This window comes from Endozoicomonas montiporae CL-33, assembly GCF_001583435.1.
In the GTDB taxonomy this organism is placed as follows: domain Bacteria; phylum Pseudomonadota; class Gammaproteobacteria; order Pseudomonadales; family Endozoicomonadaceae; genus Endozoicomonas_A; species Endozoicomonas_A montiporae.
Window position 1 is genome coordinate 2,803,215 of the sequence record NZ_CP013251.1, and the last position, 19,192, is coordinate 2,822,406.

General features: G+C 47.1%; 18 protein-coding genes. 11 read left to right on the forward strand and 7 right to left on the reverse strand.

The window, feature by feature from the left end; all coding sequences use genetic code 11:
* Positions 1-214 (reverse strand): hypothetical protein (locus tag EZMO1_RS27300; protein ID WP_222842108.1); only part of this gene is annotated, 214 nt, incomplete at its 3' end.
* On the reverse strand, positions 211-2,316 hold the full coding sequence (locus EZMO1_RS12915) for an RING finger protein (protein WP_061509508.1): 2,106 nt from the start codon (positions 2,314-2,316) through the stop codon (positions 211-213). The genes EZMO1_RS27300 and EZMO1_RS12915, both read right to left, overlap by 4 nt.
* A 106-nt stretch (positions 2,317-2,422) precedes the next feature.
* On the opposite strand from EZMO1_RS12915, the gene EZMO1_RS12920 reads away from it, so the two are divergent.
* Together EZMO1_RS12920 and EZMO1_RS12925 are read left to right on the forward strand one after the other, a co-directional pair.
* On the forward strand, positions 2,423-3,217 hold the full coding sequence (locus tag EZMO1_RS12920) for a hypothetical protein (RefSeq protein WP_145912585.1): 795 nt from the start codon (positions 2,423-2,425) through the stop codon (positions 3,215-3,217).
* A complete protein-coding gene (locus EZMO1_RS12925; protein ID WP_034872943.1) occupies positions 3,217-3,396 on the forward strand; it encodes a hypothetical protein in 180 nt (59 codons plus the stop codon). Before EZMO1_RS12920 ends, EZMO1_RS12925 begins: the two co-directional genes overlap by 1 nt.
* Positions 3,397-3,402: 6 nt before the next feature.
* On the opposite strand, the gene EZMO1_RS12930 is transcribed toward EZMO1_RS12925, so the two are convergent.
* Positions 3,403-4,839, reverse strand: a complete 1,437-nt coding sequence (locus EZMO1_RS12930) for a hypothetical protein (RefSeq protein WP_034872942.1) — start codon at positions 4,837-4,839, stop codon at positions 3,403-3,405.
* Between the two features lie 188 nt (positions 4,840-5,027).
* Between EZMO1_RS12930 and EZMO1_RS12935 the strand changes: the two genes are divergently transcribed.
* Complete coding sequence (locus tag EZMO1_RS12935; RefSeq protein ID WP_145912587.1) at positions 5,028-6,146, forward strand: hypothetical protein; 1,119 nt, start codon at positions 5,028-5,030, stop codon at positions 6,144-6,146.
* Between the two features lie 111 nt (positions 6,147-6,257).
* Positions 6,258-7,076 (forward strand): exodeoxyribonuclease III, encoded by an 819-nt coding sequence (xthA, locus tag EZMO1_RS12940; RefSeq protein ID WP_034872940.1) that lies wholly within the window; start codon positions 6,258-6,260, stop codon positions 7,074-7,076.
* 169 nt (positions 7,077-7,245) lie between these two features.
* Here the strand turns inward: xthA and EZMO1_RS12945 are convergent, their stop codons facing one another.
* Both EZMO1_RS12945 and EZMO1_RS12950 read right to left on the reverse strand, forming a co-directional pair.
* The gene (locus EZMO1_RS12945) at positions 7,246-7,464 is read right to left on the reverse strand and encodes a hypothetical protein (protein WP_034872939.1); all 219 of its coding nucleotides are present in this window, start codon (positions 7,462-7,464) and stop codon (positions 7,246-7,248) included.
* A gap of 126 nt (positions 7,465-7,590) precedes the next feature.
* Positions 7,591-8,400, reverse strand: a complete 810-nt coding sequence (locus tag EZMO1_RS12950; RefSeq protein WP_034872938.1) for an MOSC domain-containing protein — start codon at positions 8,398-8,400, stop codon at positions 7,591-7,593.
* 132 nt (positions 8,401-8,532) lie between these two features.
* On the opposite strand from EZMO1_RS12950, the gene EZMO1_RS12955 reads away from it, so the two are divergent.
* Positions 8,533-9,327, forward strand: coding sequence for a TatD family hydrolase (locus tag EZMO1_RS12955; protein WP_034872937.1), 795 nt, complete (start codon positions 8,533-8,535; stop codon positions 9,325-9,327).
* Here the strand turns inward: EZMO1_RS12955 and EZMO1_RS12960 are convergent.
* Together EZMO1_RS12960 and EZMO1_RS12965 are read right to left on the reverse strand one after the other, a co-directional pair.
* The gene (locus EZMO1_RS12960) at positions 9,302-10,171 is read right to left on the reverse strand and encodes a cation diffusion facilitator family transporter (RefSeq protein ID WP_051789309.1); all 870 of its coding nucleotides are present in this window, start codon (positions 10,169-10,171) and stop codon (positions 9,302-9,304) included. The two genes, EZMO1_RS12955 and EZMO1_RS12960, sit on opposite strands and share 26 nt — an antisense overlap.
* A 71-nt stretch (positions 10,172-10,242) precedes the next feature.
* Positions 10,243-10,437, reverse strand: coding sequence for a glutaredoxin family protein (locus EZMO1_RS12965; RefSeq protein WP_051789532.1), 195 nt, complete (start codon positions 10,435-10,437; stop codon positions 10,243-10,245).
* A 145-nt stretch (positions 10,438-10,582) separates the two neighbouring features.
* Here EZMO1_RS12965 and EZMO1_RS12970 point away from each other — a divergent pair, with 145 nt between their 5' ends.
* The 6 genes from EZMO1_RS12970 (at position 10,583) to EZMO1_RS12995 (ending at position 18,927) form a co-directional block, all read left to right on the forward strand.
* On the forward strand, positions 10,583-12,544 hold the full coding sequence (locus EZMO1_RS12970) for a monovalent cation:proton antiporter family protein (RefSeq protein WP_034872935.1): 1,962 nt from the start codon (positions 10,583-10,585) through the stop codon (positions 12,542-12,544).
* Between the two features lie 218 nt (positions 12,545-12,762).
* Complete coding sequence (locus tag EZMO1_RS12975) at positions 12,763-14,598, forward strand: hypothetical protein (RefSeq protein WP_034872934.1); 1,836 nt, start codon at positions 12,763-12,765, stop codon at positions 14,596-14,598.
* Between the two features lie 89 nt (positions 14,599-14,687).
* Entirely contained in the window at positions 14,688-16,148 is a 1,461-nt protein-coding gene (locus EZMO1_RS12980) for a hypothetical protein (protein WP_034872933.1), read from the forward strand.
* Between the two features lie 52 nt (positions 16,149-16,200).
* The gene (locus EZMO1_RS12985; RefSeq protein WP_034872932.1) at positions 16,201-16,416 is read left to right on the forward strand and encodes a DUF2970 domain-containing protein; all 216 of its coding nucleotides are present in this window, start codon (positions 16,201-16,203) and stop codon (positions 16,414-16,416) included.
* 335 nt (positions 16,417-16,751) lie between these two features.
* Positions 16,752-18,410 (forward strand): nitrite/sulfite reductase, encoded by a 1,659-nt coding sequence (locus tag EZMO1_RS12990; RefSeq protein ID WP_034872931.1) that lies wholly within the window; start codon positions 16,752-16,754, stop codon positions 18,408-18,410.
* Positions 18,391-18,927, forward strand: a complete 537-nt coding sequence (locus tag EZMO1_RS12995; RefSeq protein ID WP_051789308.1) for a DUF934 domain-containing protein — start codon at positions 18,391-18,393, stop codon at positions 18,925-18,927. The genes EZMO1_RS12990 and EZMO1_RS12995 overlap by 20 nt, the downstream gene beginning before the upstream one ends.
* Positions 18,928-19,192: the final 265 nt, after the last annotated feature.

The window sequence follows — 19,192 nt, forward strand, 5'->3', positions numbered from 1 at the left end:
GCCCGGTGTGATATTGGCTTTTGTGAGTAAACAGGGCTTTCACATTCTTGCAGACCGTCCCGCATGGCCGCTGCTGGCCATCCTCCCCGACCACTGTCACGTCACAGGTTTGTGGCCCGGTGTGGTCTCTTCTTTTGTGAGTAGACAGGGCTTTCGCATTCTTGCAGACCGTCCCGCATGGCCGCTGCTGGCCATCCTCCCCGACCACTGTCACGTCACAGGTTTGTGGCCCGGTGTGATATTGGCTTTTGTGAGTATACAGGGCTTGAGCATTCTTGCAGACCGTCCCGCATGGCCGCTGCTGGCCATCCTCCCGACCACTGTCACGTCACAGGTTTGTGGCCCGGTGTGGTCTCTTCCTTTGTGAGTAGACAGGGCTTGAATAAACTTCTGTTCCTCCCTGCATATAGGACACGTCCACTCTGGTTTGTTAAGTTTCTCAAAACAATGGTTACAGATGTAGTGAAAGCAACTTGTACTCTTGATATCACTGTTTTCTGTAAAGTTTTTAAAGCAAACAGGACAGCGGTATGGATTGTTTTCATCTTGGGTGCTAGGCCGAATACCGACAAAGTGATTATCATTGGATAGAAGTCCCAGATATACAGGTTCCCCTGTGGTACTTATAGACGATGCTTCTGAGACTATGGTGACTTGAAAATCATCAGGATTGGCGTAGGTAAAAACCTGATCCTGAGTCAATCCACTGGCATGCAGATTGACAACGACAAAAGTTTTTTTGAGTAAGTGGCTCAGAAGCGGCAATAAAATAGTGAAGTCTGGCCATTCTCGATTGGTGAGTTGTTTCAAAACCAATCGGACATTTTCTACACCCTGTACAGCTTCCCAGCCTGAGAGAAAATTTAGATATTCGGTTGTCAATTCCTGCGCATTACCTTCTAAGTAATTTTTAATCATGGCAATGAGCCTTTCAATCAGACCAGAGACGTTTTCATTTGCGGATAAATTGATAGCATGCAGCCAACAAAGGTTATCTGTGGGAGTTCGCAAAGCACGGAATTCCTTAAGATGCTGGTTTAACAGCTGTTGAGAGTTATCTCCCGTAAATTCAGATTCAGAGCCAGTGTGCTGAAGCTTTTTCTTTTTAGCAGGACGGGGTTCCAGCTCGCTAGTTGTGCTACCAGTTTCTGCAGTAACAACTGTTTGAATGCTAGCGGTAGATGAGCTAAACGAAGATGGTGTAAAACCCGTATATTGCTTTGCTATGAAAGAAGGGGATATATGAGTTAAAACGTTAGTACCGTTTTGAAAGCAGCCCGGTTGTTGAGGATGAGAGAAGTGGATTAAGGTTTGTGTCTGGGGAGCGGCCATTGCCCTGACAAAACTAGCTTCTCGGCAATGTGTAACTCCTTCAGGAGCAGGACAAGGATTTTTGCAGAGAAAACAGGAGCCGTCAGTACAGAAACCGCATAAATGTTGTTCAGTTGCTTCTAAAGGCTGTAGGGCAGAGGCAACGGGAAAATTACCAAAGCCATTAGAAGCGCTGGAACCTGGAGCTGTAGCAGATTGAAATGATAAACACAGCTCTTCCACTATATATGTATCCAGTTCCATACGGTAATCCTGACACCGGCCATTAGCAGGATGTTGGTCTGCGCCGCGATTGGAGGCATAGGTGCAAGGTCCATTGTTACATGGATGCTCGGGACAATGCTGGCCGAAGGTATGTGCGGAACCAGGGGGAAAACCGCCACCGCCACCAGAATTACCAGACAGGCAGCCTGAAGAAGGTGAATATCCAAAGGAATAGCATGAGCCAAATGATTGGTCCTGTTGTCGTTCCGGGAAAGATAGCCAGAAAGAACTTCCTTGATTCGAGTTCATCAACGTGATGATTTGAAGTTCATGCTGCTCACTAGACTCCTGTTCATCCATTTGACTGAACAGAGGGAGTTCTGGATTCCAGTGTTTTCTGGTCAGCCAACCGACGACGACAGTCGCTACCAAAGGTAGCCATAAATAAGGCTGGGACTCAGGGGGGCTTCCCTGTTTTTGGAGAGTCAGAATTAATGTGTAACCGATGACTTCACGATTGGCGTACAGAGGCTGCCAAATGGACTCAACCACAGTGGTCACGGTTTGCCAGGAACCGGGAGGTCTGTATGGCTTGTCATCAGGTGGTGAGTCTGATCCTGCATAGCTGCTTGTGTCAGTAGTGTCTGCCGAGTTTTTCCGCAATGGCTCCATATCAATGGCTGGCATTGCAGGCCATGCATCCAGATCAGGCTTTATAGAAAAGCTTTGGTTGTTATGTTCAACCTCTACAATAAAACTCTTTGTCTGCGTCTCAGCCAAACAGACGAAAGAGAGTAGCAGTAGTACAGCAAAGAGTAAGCGTTTTATGGCTCTATCCTTTCATTCCAGTTGTTAGAGTGGGAAAGGATAGTTCAGGAAAATGAGTGTGTTTTTTGTCAAAGCCAAAAGGTTGCACCGCACAAAAAGTCGCCGCGAAGCGGCCTACCTTGATCCTTTTGTTCTTGAAAATCTGGATGGAGCCTTGAAAAAAGCAGAAGGCCAGAAGCATTCAATGAGTGACAAGATGGCATGTAGCATGCTCCTTGCTATAGCTATCACCAAAATGAAACGGGGAGATGAACCTGGCTTGCAGGCGGTTACCTATGAGCTACTGGATACCTATTCCGAACTATTGCCTGACTATATTGAACTGCTGCATTTGAATCAGGAATACCGCTCTAATCCGTCAGCTTTTGAAGATGAAGAAAGGCTGAATTACTTTTGTCACCTGACAGAAAAAGCCCACTTTATGCCTTCTGTCTGGTTATTAACCCGATTAGCACTGAAGCCTGATAGTCCAATTTCACCGGGCGTGATGATTGATACGCTCACTTCTCTCGAATCGACGCATAAGGTCAATAGTCTGATTCTTACAGCGTTTGCGCTTGTCCCTGATGATGCCAACCTTGCGGTCGAATATGAGCAGCCAGATAACAAAACCGTGCCACATCAGGCTTTATGGATTTTCAGCTCTCTTTTTCATAACCACCGCAAAGATTACTGGCCTGGACCTGAGAACGGATTTTCACCAAAACTTCAACACTGGCTCTGTATGACACTGAAGCAAACGGTCACAGAAATAAGACAAATGTCATTCAGCCGAGCTATTTCCGAAGCAAGAGAATTCCTGCCAACGAGAACTGAGGCCGAAAAGGCCCGTTTCGGCAGACAGAAAAGCTGATGTTTGCTGCAATCGGAACTGACGAGATAAAAGCGGCTGAAAGAGATCCAGAACTGGACAGCTATCAGAGAGATATTGCCGGACTGATTCTGGCCTGGCACATCAAACAGAACTATATGAGTCGGGAAGCTAACCCCCTGAAATGTGCAGCTTTGCTTAGGGTGAAAGTCTCATATTGACTGGTACTATAATTCCAAGTCACCTTTCTGCATGGGGAATGGGATGACATTGTCCATACCCACTTCCGTGACCTTGGCGCAGTAGGTCACCGCCAGTAACTTCCAGCCATTGTCGAACATGCCACTCTGAATTAATGACCTTGCTGTCAAAATACCTTGGCCTCCGGGATGCCGCCACCTCATTCCAGAACACTTCATTCGCTGCGTTACCAAGGTTTTACAAGTAGCCTCAATAACCCCTGAGCCTATTGGCAAGTTGTGCGACAAGTGTTCAGCATAGTTCATGCGGGTTCGATTACTTCTGAAGTACTCCAGCTCTGTTTTCAACTTCGATCGACGAGGGTGTCGTTTATGCTGGTAAGCCAGAGCTTTGATGACTTTTTCAACACCTTCGGGCTCCTCTTTGAGGATGTGGCGATAGGTGATGAACTTTTCTCTGGATTTGTTGCTGTTTTCACCATAGGACAGGTCAAACGCTTTCTTCAGGTGCTCTGCGGCATGATAGAAGTCTACAACCTCGTGACCTTCAGGGAGTTCATTGGCAAGGTAGGTCCAGTTGTCTTTTGCCCCATCAGCGACTTTAACAAGCGTCAGATCTGGCCTCTGTCGAAGAGCTTCGCTCAGGAGTGCGGAGAGTGATTGTTTCAAAGTCACTTTCTTGCTTTCAGGCATTCGACTCATCCTGACCGTTGAGAGGCGTTCACCCTGTGCATCGTAAAACGACAATGTTCCACAACTGGCCTCCTGACAGCCAGCAGGGCCACGGGTTCGCTTGCCATCGACTCTATTCTGTTCCCGCTTTTCCTGACGTTTACCATCTTTCATCGGCAACATGACGCCATCAAGAGAAGCGGCCGCAGTCACAGCTTCTTCAGGAACCTTGACGCTTTCCCAGAGAAAGTCTTCAAAGGCTTCCCTATTGGGTTCCCACTGCGCATTGAACTTTTTGGGTAGTCTGGCCAGAGAGCTTTCCGAGGGCGTCATGTTCCCTATCAGATCAAGTAGGCTTTTAGCCTCTCCGGGAGGCATTTGCGCAACCATCCAGACAGCTTGTTTAGCTGCTTTTGGTGTCCAATACCCCTCTACAATACCTGCCTGTAGCTCCAAAGGGATGATAGAGTGATCCTTACCGTTACGATAGAGCGTACGCAAAACCCGGACAGGGCCGACAGCGGATTGATAAGTTTCTGAAGATCGCAACACCCGATGGTAACAGACACCGCTTACCTCAATCGCAGGAACGTCAATATCAAGCCCGGTCAGGTCTTCTGCCAGAACGCTTTGCTCTGCTTCGATAAAGAGTTTATGGATCTCACCTTCATAGTCTTCAAAGTGCTTGATTGGGCTGTGTTCCTGACGAAGAACGGCCAGTTTTTGCTCAAGCTGTTGGATAGCATGACAAGAAAAATTGGCGGCTTCAGCTAGTGGCTGACATACTTGCATCGGGGCGGCCTTTCACTGTTGCGGTATCTTTTACAGTAACCATCATAGCGGTGTTTGGCCGTTCCTATGTAAGTCCAGAGAAAATTTGTAGCTGCTGTATAAACCACGGACGGCAAGCCCAGAAAAAATGGTCAGTATGAGACTTTCACCCTTTGCTTAATAGGGTGGCAAAACGCGGTAATTTTAAATTGGTTTATCAGGATGCTGCCAGAATATTTGCCCAGTTCAGGCATTATGACGAAGCGCTAAAAAGTCTGGACCAATTATTAAAACAGCCTCTGTCTCCAGCACAGAGAGAATCGATACTACATCAGTATGAGGCTTATGTTCTCGCACTTCAGCCAGAGTCACAGAGGCAAAAGACAGAGGATGAAAATGAATGGCTGCCAGATACGCTTGTCACGAAACATTCGGGAGCCAGGAAAAAAACCAAGGGAAAAGCATCAGGTAAAAAATCCCGAGGGAAGAATAAGCCAAATAGAGGAAAGCAAACCCCTTCCTCTGAAGAGAGTAGAGAAATAAAGACTGAAACCAAAGAACAGAATCAAAGTTCTAAAACGGATCTGGAACCTGCTGATGTGACCTCGAAAACATCAGGTACAGCCTCTGCATTAAGGGAGTCTGAAGTTTCTTCTAAGCCGGCCTCTAAACAAATGGCTTCAGCCAGTCCCAAAAAAGCAGTATTAAAACCAGAGCTGTATTTACCAGAAGGTGGATGGTTACCGGATGGACATCCTGAGGTATCAAAATTTTACAGGGAAATTAATTCAGCCCGTGGAACCTGTGACCTTGAGCAGGAAGCAAACATAATCAGTTACTGGCTACAGAGCAGTAAGCACAAACCCATTTATGGTCGAATTTGTGAAGAAGCCGCATGGTTTTATATCCGGCAGCTGGAATCCCCCTACCCGAGCCTTTACACGTTAAAAGGAGAAACCGTTGATAAACGCAGGGATATGACAAAACTCGCAGGTCAGTGGCTAAGCAAAACAGAAGCCTGCTATTTCCAGACTCCCAGAGGTTCAGGCAATAATCCGGAAGAGCTGGAAAAGCTGATTGATGCGACGTATGCCAACCATACGGACTGGGCGGAAAATTCTCAATATCGTAAGCGAATCCGATGCATATGTTCTTCCAGAGGCCATCTCTATTCAATCCTGTCTGCTTATGTGACGGGTAGTCGCTACAACTGGGCACACCACAAGAAGTTAAAGGAGAGATATCAGGCATTCTACCATCTGAAAAACGTGGCTGACCCTGGCTATCTCAAAACAATCGAACAACTGTCAGGCCTTCAACTGACCTAGAGCTGCTGCACGTTAACTATCCTGCACGATTGCCATTACGGGCTGGTATCTTCCCTCTTCTGGGTTCGGTATGATGCCCATCCAGCGACCACAAAAAGAGATAGACCTGGAATGAAGATCATCACATTTAATGTCAATGGTGTTCGTGCTCGGCTGCATCAGCTGGAAGCCCTGATACAGAAGCACGAACCGGAAGTGATTGGCTTGCAGGAAATTAAAGTCGCCGATGAAGATTTTCCAGTTGAAGCCATGGAGTCCCTTGGCTACCACATCGAATATTTCGGGCAGAAGACCCACTATGGCGTGGGCCTGATGAGCAAGCAGAAGCCGCTCAGGGTGCAGAAGGGTTATCTGACTGACACCCCTGATGCCCAGCGCCGAATCATTCTTGCAGACTATAAGACATCTGGCGGTCAACTCTATACGGTGATCAATGGCTACTTTCCCCAGGGCGAAAGCCGTGACCATCCGGTAAAGTTTCCTGCAAAAAAACAGTTTTATGCAGACCTGATGACCAGCCTTAACCATGACTTCACACCTGAATCCAATCTGGCTGTTATGGGCGACTTCAATATTTCATCCACCGATGCTGATATTGGCATTGGTGCAGACAATGCCAAACGCTGGCTACGCACTGGCAAATGCAGCTTTCTGCCAGAAGAGCGGGAATGGTTCCAGACGCTTCTGAACTGGGGGCTACAGGATTGCTATCGGGAAATCCCTCCGGAAAACGAAGATGAACTGTACAGCTGGTTTGATTATCGCAGCCGCGGCTTTGAACGAGAGCCAAAGCGCGGCCTGAGAATCGATGGCATTCTGGCAACCGCATCCATGATGGATAAGTGCCTCAGCACCGGTATTGATTACGATATTCGCAGCATGGAAAAACCTTCAGATCATGCGCCACTCTGGGCAGATTTTGATTTCTGACTGACTCAGGCTATGTCATGAGATGTAGCCTGTGCCCTCCTTTCCTGAACCTCTTCATTACAGCTTTTCTTCTATAACTTATTTAAAGGAATAAAAAGTCATGTCTTGTGAAGGAATCACCCATGAAAAAGACTAGGTGTGAATCATTCTTCTGAATCATTCTTCTGAATCACTCTTTTGAATCACGAGGACTCTGTTTTGCAATACGCAGCCAGATAACAACGTTGATCAGCGTAATCGAAAAATAGCAGGCAATGGCAACCACCACCCATTCGGGAAAGCCAAGCAGGGTTTCATTCATTTGCTGATTGTTTCTGTTCCACGGAACAGAAACAATCAGCAGTAATATCATCAGAAGAATAAAACCGTTTTTAACGGCTGTGCTCATTGCAACCAGTCACCCAACAGTGAGTTATTTTCAGAACAAAACCATAGTATAAAAATTACCGGCTTGCCTGTTAACTTGGATGATTCAGATTCAGACCAGCCATTTCAAAGTCTTTTCACTGCACTGTCAGGCCAGAATCTCTACCGGGTCACCCACGGAAATGACGCCTTCACTGTTGTGATTCAGGTTCATGCCAAACAACACACCCTTCTCCCCTTTCCTGAAGCTGGCCAGTGTTTTCAATGGCTCTTTACCCTTTTTACCGGTTTGGGTGTCAACGGTTGTCATGACACAGCGGGTACAGGCTTTGGATACCCGGAACTCAACGGAACCGATTCGGATTCGTTGCCAGCGATCTTCGGCAAAGGCTTCAAGCCCGTTGATAATAATATTGGGGCGGAACCGCTCCATGGGTACTGCCTCTTCAAGTCGGCCGTTCAGGTCGGCAAGAGAAGCTTCGGAAGTCAGCAAAAACGGGAAGCCATCGGCAAAACTGGTCAAATCATCTGATGCTGCATAACGTTGGTCAACGATGCGCTGGCACTGTTCATCCATATAAACCAGACGACAATCAAGACCCATATACTGGCTGAACCATTGAGCTGCCTGATCACCGGCATCCTGAGCCGCACATTCATCACTCCATACCGTCACCAGTGAACGCTGATTGACAAGAGGGTAAGTAACTTGAAGATCGTTCATACCCGGTGCGGACAGTAAAACGCCTCTCTCGTCAGGCACCGAAACAATATGCACCATTTTTGGATGCTGACGCTGGGTTATAAACTTGCCGTTACTGTCTACCAACATCCAGCGGCGATCATGGTCAAAACCCGTTGATACAATCCGGGCCTGCTTTACCGGTAACCTGCGGGTTGACTTAACCGGATAGATGGCCAGATCGGTTACAAAAAGGGAGGATTGGTCAGAAGTCACTGTTTTTCCTGGTTTGATTCTCTGAAGGGAGGTTGCCTGATGTGATTGTAATCAGCTGCTCTTGCACCATAGAGACTGTCACTCCAGAATACAAGCCTATATTCATTTATCTTCACTGGGTAAAACACATTAATGATCGATATTGGCGTTAATCTGACCGATAAACAGTTTAACCGTGACCGCGAAGCAGTCGTTGAACGAGCCGTTGCAGCCGGTGTCAACACCCTGATCCTCACCGGCACTGATATGGATGAATCAATTGCGGCATTAGAACTAGCGCAACAATACCCTGAGCACTGCTATTCCACCGCCGGGATTCATCCCCACAGTGCAAAGGAAGCCACGGACTCCAGTTACAAAACATTGTCTTCTCTGTTTCAGGAACAGACCGTCGTCGCTGCCGGGGAAATGGGGCTGGATTTTAATCGTGATTTTTCACCCCGCCCGGTTCAGGAAACTGTTTTCGAACAGCAGCTGGCCCTGGCCGTTCAACATAATATGCCTGCCTTTTGCCACGAACGGGACGCATCCCAACGGTTTTTTGATATTGTCAGAGAGTTTCGGGATGAGCTGAGTGGACTGGTTGTGCACTGTTTTACCGCTGATAAAGAGGCGCTTTACCGTTATCTGGATCTTGATCTGCACATTGGTATTACCGGCTGGGTCTGTGATGAACGACGCGGGACGCACCTGCATCCGTTACTAAGGGACATTCCGAAAAATCGCTTGATGATCGAGACTGACGCTCCCTGGCTATTACCCAGAACCATGGACAAAAAGCCTAAAAATCGCCGAAATGAGCCAGCCTTTCTGCCCTGGGTGGCCCGAACCATTGCTGAACACACCGGTGAAACCGCTGAACAGGTGATGCAGGAAACCGCTGAAACGGCCAGATTGTTTTTTAATCTGGATCAAGGTGAACAATAATGTCGGCGTCCGGCAACCATTCCAGTAACGCCTGTTTGGCCTGATAACCGATATCGTGAGCTTCTCTCAGGGGCAGTTCACCACTCAGATCCAGATGCATCTGTATAAAAGGAATCTGCCCTGAAACACGTGTACGGATTTCGTGCACGCTGATGACTCCCGGTACTGAAAGACACCTTCGTTCAATTTCTTCCAGCTGCTCGGGTGGCAGTGAGTGATCCATCAGGTGTTGTATGGCTTCCCAGACCAGTTTTACGACCCCGGTGAGCATATAAACGGCGATCGCAATGGTCAGAAAACTATCCATGGATGGATAACCCGCGGCAGCCGTCATCAGGGCAATAATCACTGCCATATTGGTCAGGAGATCAACCTTATAATGCATGGCATCCGCTGCAATGGCGGTGGAACCGGTACGCCTGACGACATAACGTTGAAAGACCAGAAGTCCGGTGGTGGCTGCGATTGAAATGACCATCACCGCCACACCAATATTTTCATTCACAACGGGCGCAGTGTCTGAAGCCAGGCGTTTAACGGCCTGCAATAACAGAATAATGGCTGAGCCGGAAATAAATACGGCCTGCATTAAAACGGACAGATATTCCGCCTTGCCATGACCAAAGCGGTGTTCGTCATCGGCAGGGGTTAAGGAAATTCGAACCGCTATCAGAGTAATCAGCGAAGCCACCGCGTCCATGATCGAATCGACCAGTGTCGCCAGAATACTGAGTGAACTGGTCATGTGCCAGGCAATCACCTTCACAACAATCAGCAACAGAGCGGTAGCGACTGAGGCGATGGTTGCACAGGTCATCAGTTGACTGCGTTGCGCCAGATCCATGGCAAGAGCGTCCTGATTGATGAGTATTGAGAAGCGTGTTCATAAATCCCTGAACACCCTGTTGGACAACGTTATCTAATAATAGAACCCATTCTGACCCAATCATGCAACTGCTCAAAGTCAAATGGCCAGCCTGCTTCCTTCTCAGTCCCCTGCTCTTTGATTACAGGAATACGAATACCGTAGCGGTCAATCAGCTCATCACTGTTGCTGATTTCAATGGGAAGCCACTGAATAAGACCTTCGTCCTGCAATTTATTCAGCATTTTTTCAGCTTCTTCGCACAAGTGACATCCGGAAGTGGTATATAAATAGAGTGTTTTCACGTATCAAACTCAGACTATTTATCAAATTAAGGTACAATTGTACCGATAAAAACAAGATTAACAGATACTTCGGGATGCCTCCTGCATGGACTTTACCTTTTTCAACCAGTTAATGATGATACTGGGGCTGTCGGTCTGCGCCATATCTCTGTTTCACCGCTTTAATTTGCCTGAAAGTCTGGGGTACCTGGCCGTAGGTATTGTGCTTGGCCCCACGGCTACCGGCTTTATTCATCAGGACTTTGATATCAGTCTGCTGGCCGAGATTGGTGTTGTTTTCCTGCTCTTTACCCTGGGGCTGGAGTTTTCAATCAGTCGCATGAAGTCCATGAAGCAGGAAGTCTTTGGGCTGGGCGGTTTGCAGGTGCTGCTTTGTGCAACCGGTATTTTTGGCATTCTGAATGTGCTGGGCGTTCCGGTCAGGGAGAGCCTGATCATTGCTGCAGCTCTGGCACTCTCTTCCACGGCCATAGTCTCCAAAGAGCTGACCCAGAGTAATGAAATACGTGCCCGTCAGGGGCAATTGAGTATTGGAGTTTTACTGTTTCAGGATATTGCGGCGGTTCTGTTTCTGATTCTGGTACCTGCTATTGCCGGTGCGGGCGGACAATCTGTTTTGCCTGCTATTGGGATGGCACTGGTCAAAGGAACTTTGTTCGTTACTCTTATGCTGGCAGCGGGAAAATGGGTTCTACCGGTTGTTTTCAAAGAAATTGCCCGCACGCGCTCAGAAGAACTGTTTGTGCTGGTGGCGCTGATGACCGCTCTGATGGCTGCCTGGCTGACCCATATGCTGGGCTTGTCTATGGCGCTTGGCGGTTTTATCGCCGGTATGATGCTGGGCGACTCCAACTATAAACATCAGGTAGAAGCAGACATCCGTCCTTTCAGAGATATTCTGCTGGGATTGTTCTTTGTTTCAGTGGGTCTGATGCTTGACCTGAATATTCTTGCACAACACTGGCCTGTTATTTTGGGTGCAACCATTGGCTTGCTGGTCTTTAAATTCTCCGTTATTTCCATATTGGCAACCACCTTTGGTGAAGAACGTCGAACGGCTTTAAAGACGGGTCTCACTCTCTGTCAGGGCGGTGAGTTTTGCTTTGCGCTGATTGCACTGGCTACCCAGTACGGGCAAACCGGTGGAGAGAAAGCTTCTCTGGTTCTGTCTGCCACCATTCTCTCGATGCTGGTGGCTCCGATGCTTATTCGAAACAGCTCAAGTATTGTAAAACTCTTTTGTAAGGGCGTTGAAACCAGCGCAACCTATGAAGGCTCCGTAGACATTAAACAACGGGCTGCGCATATTTCAGACCACACTTTGATTTGTGGTTACGGTCGGGTAGGACAAACCATCAGCCGGTTCCTGTCTCGGGAAAACCTGCAATATGTTGCTCTGGACGACGACGCAATGCATGTGCATGAAGCAGGACTGGCCGGTGAACCTGTGTTTTATGGCGATTGTCGCAGGCTTGAGCTGCTGGAGGCAGCAGGGGTAGATCGAGCCAAACAGGTCATCGTTTGTATCGACAATGCCGACAATGCTCTGGCTGTGGTGAATACGATCCGGTCAGAATATCATCATTTACCGATTCTGGTTCGAACCCGGGACCTGGCTCAATGTGACGAGCTCAAGCAGGCGGGTGCAACAACAGTGGTTCCGGAAGTGCTGGAATCCAGTCTGCTCATTGTTAAGCAGGTGTTTCTGATGCTGGGTATGGATCGCGAAGTGGTCAGGCACAAGATTCACCAGGCTCGGGAGCAACAGTACGATATTCTCAGCGGCTACTATCCCGGCGTGACCGATATTCTGGCCGAGACCGATGATGTGCCAGTGCGACACGCAGTTACCCTGTGCAAAGGCTCACCCTGCGAAGGACTGCGTCCTGCAGAGCTGCCTGTTGAAGGTAATGTGTCTGTTATGGGCATCAAACGTGACGGTATTACCTATGAGCCCGCACAGGTGACCCGTATGGCAGCAGACGATATTGTGATTCTGGCGGGTCCCATGGCCAGCCTGAAGCAAAGTGAGAAGAACCTTATCTGACGTGTTTTCAGATGCTTGCGTCCATCGTTAGCAGGATTTTCCATCCTGCTAACTCGTTGATTTTAGAATATTTATTTTAAAACTCTTTCACTCTATTCCAAATTAATCATCAGAAGCACCAATTCCTTTCTATACTAATTCCTTATTTGTCAAAAGAACCAACAAAGTCAGGACGCTTGCTTTAAGAAACAAATAAACTGTTCGGCGGTATAGAAATAATGATTACTCGATTGACCCTGCATAATCAGAACTATTTGCATTATGGATTTCTGAATCTGTTTGCTTTGCTTGTTACACTGCTTGCCATTTTTTCCAGACCTGTTTTCGGGCAGACCTGCCAGCTTGAAACCCATCTTAATGAAACTAAATCCAGACCTGTTCTTTTTGAATGCATCGATCAGGATGAAATGCCAGATGCCAATATCGTCAGGTTTGAGCATAACTATAACGTCAATCAGTCAGAGGTCGATGTAAAGGCTCTGAAATCATCTACGAGTAAAAAACAGCTTTCCAAGCTAGATCAGTATTTGGCGACTTACAATGAAAACTATTATTACTACAACAATCAGGCGTGGTTACAGTACTCCAAAAAAGTGCTGCCGTTGGGTGTTAGCTGGTTTGTTGGCGGCTTCTTCAACACACTCAACCTGCTGAGCTTAAAACAGCTGGAGATGCTGGCTCTATCACACACCGTTTCCACCATATTCAATGCTGGTCAAGATGTCAGCGACGTGTATACCGAGCTTTTTAGAACGACAGATACTTCCACCGATCCTGAAAACTGGGCTTCGCCACGCGAAACGTTCGCCACAGTTCCTTTAGATTACAATCAGCAGATAAATCTGAATAACAGTGAAGCCTCTCCGGCTCCCCAACCTATAAATACTGGCACCTCAACAGATCAAGATCTTTGGCTTAATTCCCAGGGAAAAATTGCCAGTAGTCTCACTATGATGGCTATCGACCTGACGCTTGAAGGCTATTTGAATCATAATATACCGGATTCAAAGGCTCTGACGATGTCGGAAACCGCATCAAAATTTATCAAATCCGTAGCGGTTACCAGTACCTTGACGAAAGTGATGGCTGGTCTTGCCCAGAACAAATTCATTAAAGCAGGATTTAAAGAAGACACCAGTGAAGTTATGGCTAAAGGTGGTGCCGCTTCGGGCTTGATGGCTGCATTGAGCATCGGTGCCATTACCGGCTTAACCAGCATGGATATCTCAAACAGTATCTCGGAAGAACTGTCAGAGGCTAAAAGACTCAAGCTTGTTGCTGATGATATTGCAGCTGATTATATAACTATGAGTACATCGCAAAAATACAACCGTTATTTTCGTGAACAGCTCCCCCGTGCCGCAACGGTATCTGCTGCCTATATCTTTGTTGATGCACTCGTCAGCACCTGCAAACTCGGTGTGAACCGCCTGGAACTTGAAGAAACCATCAGCAAAGATCGACAAGAGCAGCTCTGCATGGCGATGGTTACTGCCATGAGCCTTACTTCCACCTGGCTGATGCTGAACCAAGATAACTGGCTGGGAGAAGGCTTTCTTTCAGTGTTTGTTGAAAATATTGCGGAGGCAGGTGGTATGGGTATGAGTAGTGCAGCCATGAAATTTGCTGGCTCACTGTCTGACGATCCTCTAACCAGAGATACTCTTAAAATGTCAGCAGGTATTTTGACATTCAGCGCCTTCTATTCAAGAAACCTGATCACCCCGGACGGAGCATTCCATATTAATGCCAGAAATGGTGCACATCTTGATATTGTTATCGAGGGAACCGGTGTTCTTATGTCTCATGCGATCCCGTTGGCAATTCTGTCAAAAGATTTAGCCGCTGACCTGGCTAGTGAATATACTACTGAGGCTTTGTACAGCGCCAGCAAATCGGTTGATTTGTTCCTTAATAGAGATAGCAAACAATTTCATGATGAATATGAGAAAGCCAGCAGTCGCTACAAAATACCCATACATACTGGTTGCTTCATAACCCCCGCCATTGGTGCAACCACTGAGTCGTATCAAATGAATGAGCATTGCCATTAAGAAAAAGCCAGACAGTAAGCTATAGTATTCTGGCTTACTGTCTCTTACCCCAGCCTTCTGTTGCATAAACAAAGGGTCATAAAACCACAATGCCACTTTCTGCAGGCCACCGCTTACAACAGTCACTTTGCTGTAAGGCCCGTCAGTTGCATTATCTGCCCACTGTCTTCTCAACCTTTCTTGTTGTTTTCTTTTTGGTTGTAAAATCAGCCACTGCCAAGGAATACTCTTCGCAAAATCTTGATAATATTGCCAATGCCTTTGCCAGCGCTTATGTCTTTTACAGCATGCAGCAAGACTTTACTGAAGAGTATCCGGCTTTGCACACGATCAAGTTGCTTGAAGACGAGAGCGGAAACCTGAAACTAGAGTCATTTCCAGATCAAAATGATCCTCTGTTCAATGCAGAACAGTCGTTTGAGAACCCTTCACCCTATTACTCATTTGAATGGCCCCGGATCGAAATGAATCTGGGTAAAGGCCGTCTGAGCGAGCTGATCGACAGCAAACAATTCTGTGGTGCAATGATCTACTCATCACGTTACTTTGCCAGCTTATTTGTTTCTGAAAAAACAGCGGGTTTAAGAACCGTCATGGCTTTTATGTTCTTAACACCAGCTGCTTATCAGCATAATGAAGACTTCAACTATGAGAAAGCCGACCTGCCAACGATACTGACAATCTATGCCATAAAAACCAGTACAAAATTACTGGATATTGATATGAAGGCATCAGGGCTTTCCCATTACTCATCAGCACTACTTTATGCTCCTGTCGTTATTGGCCTCTGGTTCAGACACAGCGGTATGGCACCTGGCAGTAAGCCTTACTTCTGGCTTGCTGTCCCGAAAATATATATGTCGTCGATGCTGGGGCATGTATACAAAGGAACAGCAGCACAAATGCCACTGTGTGAAAGTAAAGCCTGTGGTTATTTCACCAGCGGGATTATCTTTATCAGTACAGGATTATTTTTAAGTGGCCTGAATGACCTTGGGCACTTGCCAGCACTGGACGGCCTGAGTTCATCGTTTACAGGTAAAATCGGTAAACTGGCTGGCTACGGCATTGCAGATGCATTAACAGAAGTGGCCAGCAGTGACATTGCCGATCCTTTTGTGTATTACGGCACCAATATTGCTGTACTTCTTTGCCTGACTCAACTGACGGAATCAATCCATAAAACAGGTATGTTCCCATATGTGACAGGTAGTATGAGGCGAGGACTGATTGTTCGCACGGCACTTTCATCCATCGAGTTGAAGATACTCAAATGGGCGACGGCATTAAAGTTTATCTACATTCAAACCTCTGATCAGCTTCAATATTCTGACTATCTACGCGACAGCCAGCATTACTACGATTATCTGTCGGCTTCTGTCCAGAGCCCGGAGCATACAGATCAGTGCAGCATAATCCCGGTAGCGGGGACAGCAACAGAACAGTACAGAATAGTCTGTCCGATTGAAGGATTAAATAAGCAGGAAAATGAATCTTTAGTCGGTCTGCTGACAATGGTGATCGTATGTATATTAACCAGTCAGTATTGAATCTGTCTTTAAAATACCAGACGATATTGGGTATTTAGCCGGGTCGCATTCTATGCAAAAGAAACGGGAAAAAGGTACAGGGGTCAAAGCCATTCTGCAAAGTGCTTTTGCATCTGCTTTTGGCGTCCAGAGTAAAAAAAATCTGAGTCGTGATTTTAATCAGGGAAGACCGGCGGACTTCATTATTGCCGGTATTATTGGAACAGTGTTGTTTGTTACCGTGCTGGTGGTTATCGTAAAAACGATATTGACGGTATCCGCTTCCTGAACGTTGATGACCTACTGATGACTGACCCAGAACACAGCAGCCACCACAACAACGGTAATGATGGCAATCGCAGCTATTGCATCCACAGTGCTGTCATTCATTGTTTTCTCACTCGCCATATCATTTTCCTCTGATTATCCAGTATTCATTCAAACTAGCTTATCTCATTTATCGAAGCAACAGCAGATAGACCGGATGAGCAGTAATGCACAGATATAGCCGTTTAAATATAGTTATATGAATAAATGTTTTTATTACTTCTATTAGAAAACTGATAAGGTAAAGCACCTTTAGGTTTACTCTGGCTTCTGTACCAGCATTAAAAAAAGAACATCATGTACATATACGACGAATACGACCAGCGTATAGTGGATGAGCGGGTTGATCAGTTCAGAGATCAGACTCGTCGCTATCTCGCCGGGGAAATGACTGAAGATCAGTTCCTGCCACTGAGATTACAGAACGGCCTCTATATTCAACGCTTTGCCCCGATGATGCGGATCGCCATTCCCTATGGCTTGCTCAGTACCCGTCAGGTTAGGAAGCTGGCCGATATTTCCCGTCAATACGACAAGGGCTATGTGCATTTTACTACCCGGCAGAATGTACAGTTAAACTGGCCCAGGCTGGAACAGGTACCTGATATCCTTGCCGAGCTGGCCACTGTACAGATGCATGCCATACAGACCAGTGGTGCCTGCATCCGAAATACGACAACAGACCCTTTTGCCGGTGTTGCCGCCGATGAAACCGTTGACCCCCGTCCATGGTGTGAACTCATCCGACAATGGTCAACCTTTCACCCGGAATTTGCCTTTCTTCCCAGAAAATTCAAAATCGCCGTCTGCGGTTCAGAAGAAGATCGTGCAGCCACACTGGTACACGACATTGGCGTACATCTGCACAGGGATCGCGAAGGAAAGATTAACATCAGTATTCTTGCGGGTGGTGGACTGGGTCGGACGCCGGTCATTGGCTCTGTTATCAAGGAAGACCTCGAACCTGCGCAGCTCCTTAACTATCTCGATGCCACCCTGCGAATCTATAACCTTTATGGCAGACGGGATAACAAATATAAGGCTCGCATCAAGATACTGGTAAAGGCGATGACGCCTGAAGTCTTTGCCCGTCAGGTTGAAGAAGAGTGGCACAGAATCAGAGCCGTGACCGAGCCCTTAAATCAGCAGGAAATCGACAGGGTTTCTGCCCACTTTACCCGTCCTGACTATGACTCCCTGGCTGATCAGGACTTCAATGATCTTTCATTGCAAGGCTCAGCCAGTTTTCAGCGCTGGTTGAAACAAAATGTCTCTCCCCATCAGCAACCAGGTTACAGTGCTGTCACTCTGACATTAAAAGCCACATCAGACGCGCCCGGTGATGTGTCTGCTGAACAGTTGGACGTCATTGCAGATCTTGCAGACCAGTACAGCTATGGCGAGCTGCGCGTTACCCATGAACAAAACCTGGTTTTCGCGGATGTACCACAGCATGAGTTACCGAAACTCTGGCAGGCATTGGACAACATCGGTCTGGCAACACCAAACCGCGGATTGTTGACCGATATCATCTGCTGCCCCGGAGGAGATTACTGTGCGCTGGCCAATGCCCGTTCTATTCCTCTGGCAGAAGAAATCCAGCAGTATTTTGAAGATCTCGACTATTTGCATGATATTGGCGAGCTGGATCTTAACCTGTCCGGCTGCATGAATGCCTGCGCCCATCACCACGTGGGTCACATCGGTATTCTCGGCGTGGATCGCAAAGGTGAAGAGTACTATCAAATCCAGATTGGCGGTTCATCAGCCAAGTCTGCCTCGCTGGGCAAAATTATTGGACCTTCGTTTAAGCGGGAGGAAGTGCCTGATGTCATCAAGCAATTGATGTCGGTTTATCTTGAGCGCAGACACGAAGGTGAACGCTTTGTTGATACCAGCCTGAGACTGGGATTGGAGCCATTCAAGGAGAAGGTGTATGGACAGAAAGCTGCTTAAAGATGGTGAATTACACGAACATCAGAGTGTAGTCTGGCAAAGCGATCTGATTCTGACGAATGAACACCGTGAAGCACTGGTTCCAAGATCATTGCTTAAGATAGAAATGCAGAAAGAGTGGCAGGCAGATAAACAAAGGCTTGATCTCGCCGGACTTCGCAAGCTGCTTTATATTTTTCCTGATGATGATTTGTCGGATATTGAATCTGAATTGGATCAGTTTGATGGTATTGCCATTGATTTCACCGTGTTTTTGGATGGCCGGGGCTTTTCCCATGCCAGATACCTGCGCGAGCATTGTGGTTATCAGGGCGAAATAAGAGCTGTGGGTGATGTGCTGGTGGATCAGCTGTTTTTCATGCAACGCTGCGGTTTCAGTAGCTTTCTACTCAAGGCGGATCAAAATACCGATGCAGCCTTTAAGGCACTGTCCAGCTTTTCACTCAGCTATCAGAATGCCAGTGATTCACGAAAAGCGCTGTATCTTGAGCGTGAAGCATGTCAGGTGCTTGCCTGACTGACGTTAGAAAAAGAATCAGATTCACAGGCTGCACAGTCACTGTGGGTCTGGTTCATTAAAAATCATTAAATGCTTCGTTTATATAGTGCCTGTCAGAAAACCTCAGAAAATTCGCAGCGAATTCTGGCTGTCATGCACCCATCGCAGCTGAATTCTACTGTTATGGCAAGTAGAGGCTATTTTTTGTACTCAGCAGCGTGAAGTAAAAGCAAAAATGCCACTTCTGAAGCGTGCAAAACCCTCATGCCAGGCATGATAAAAC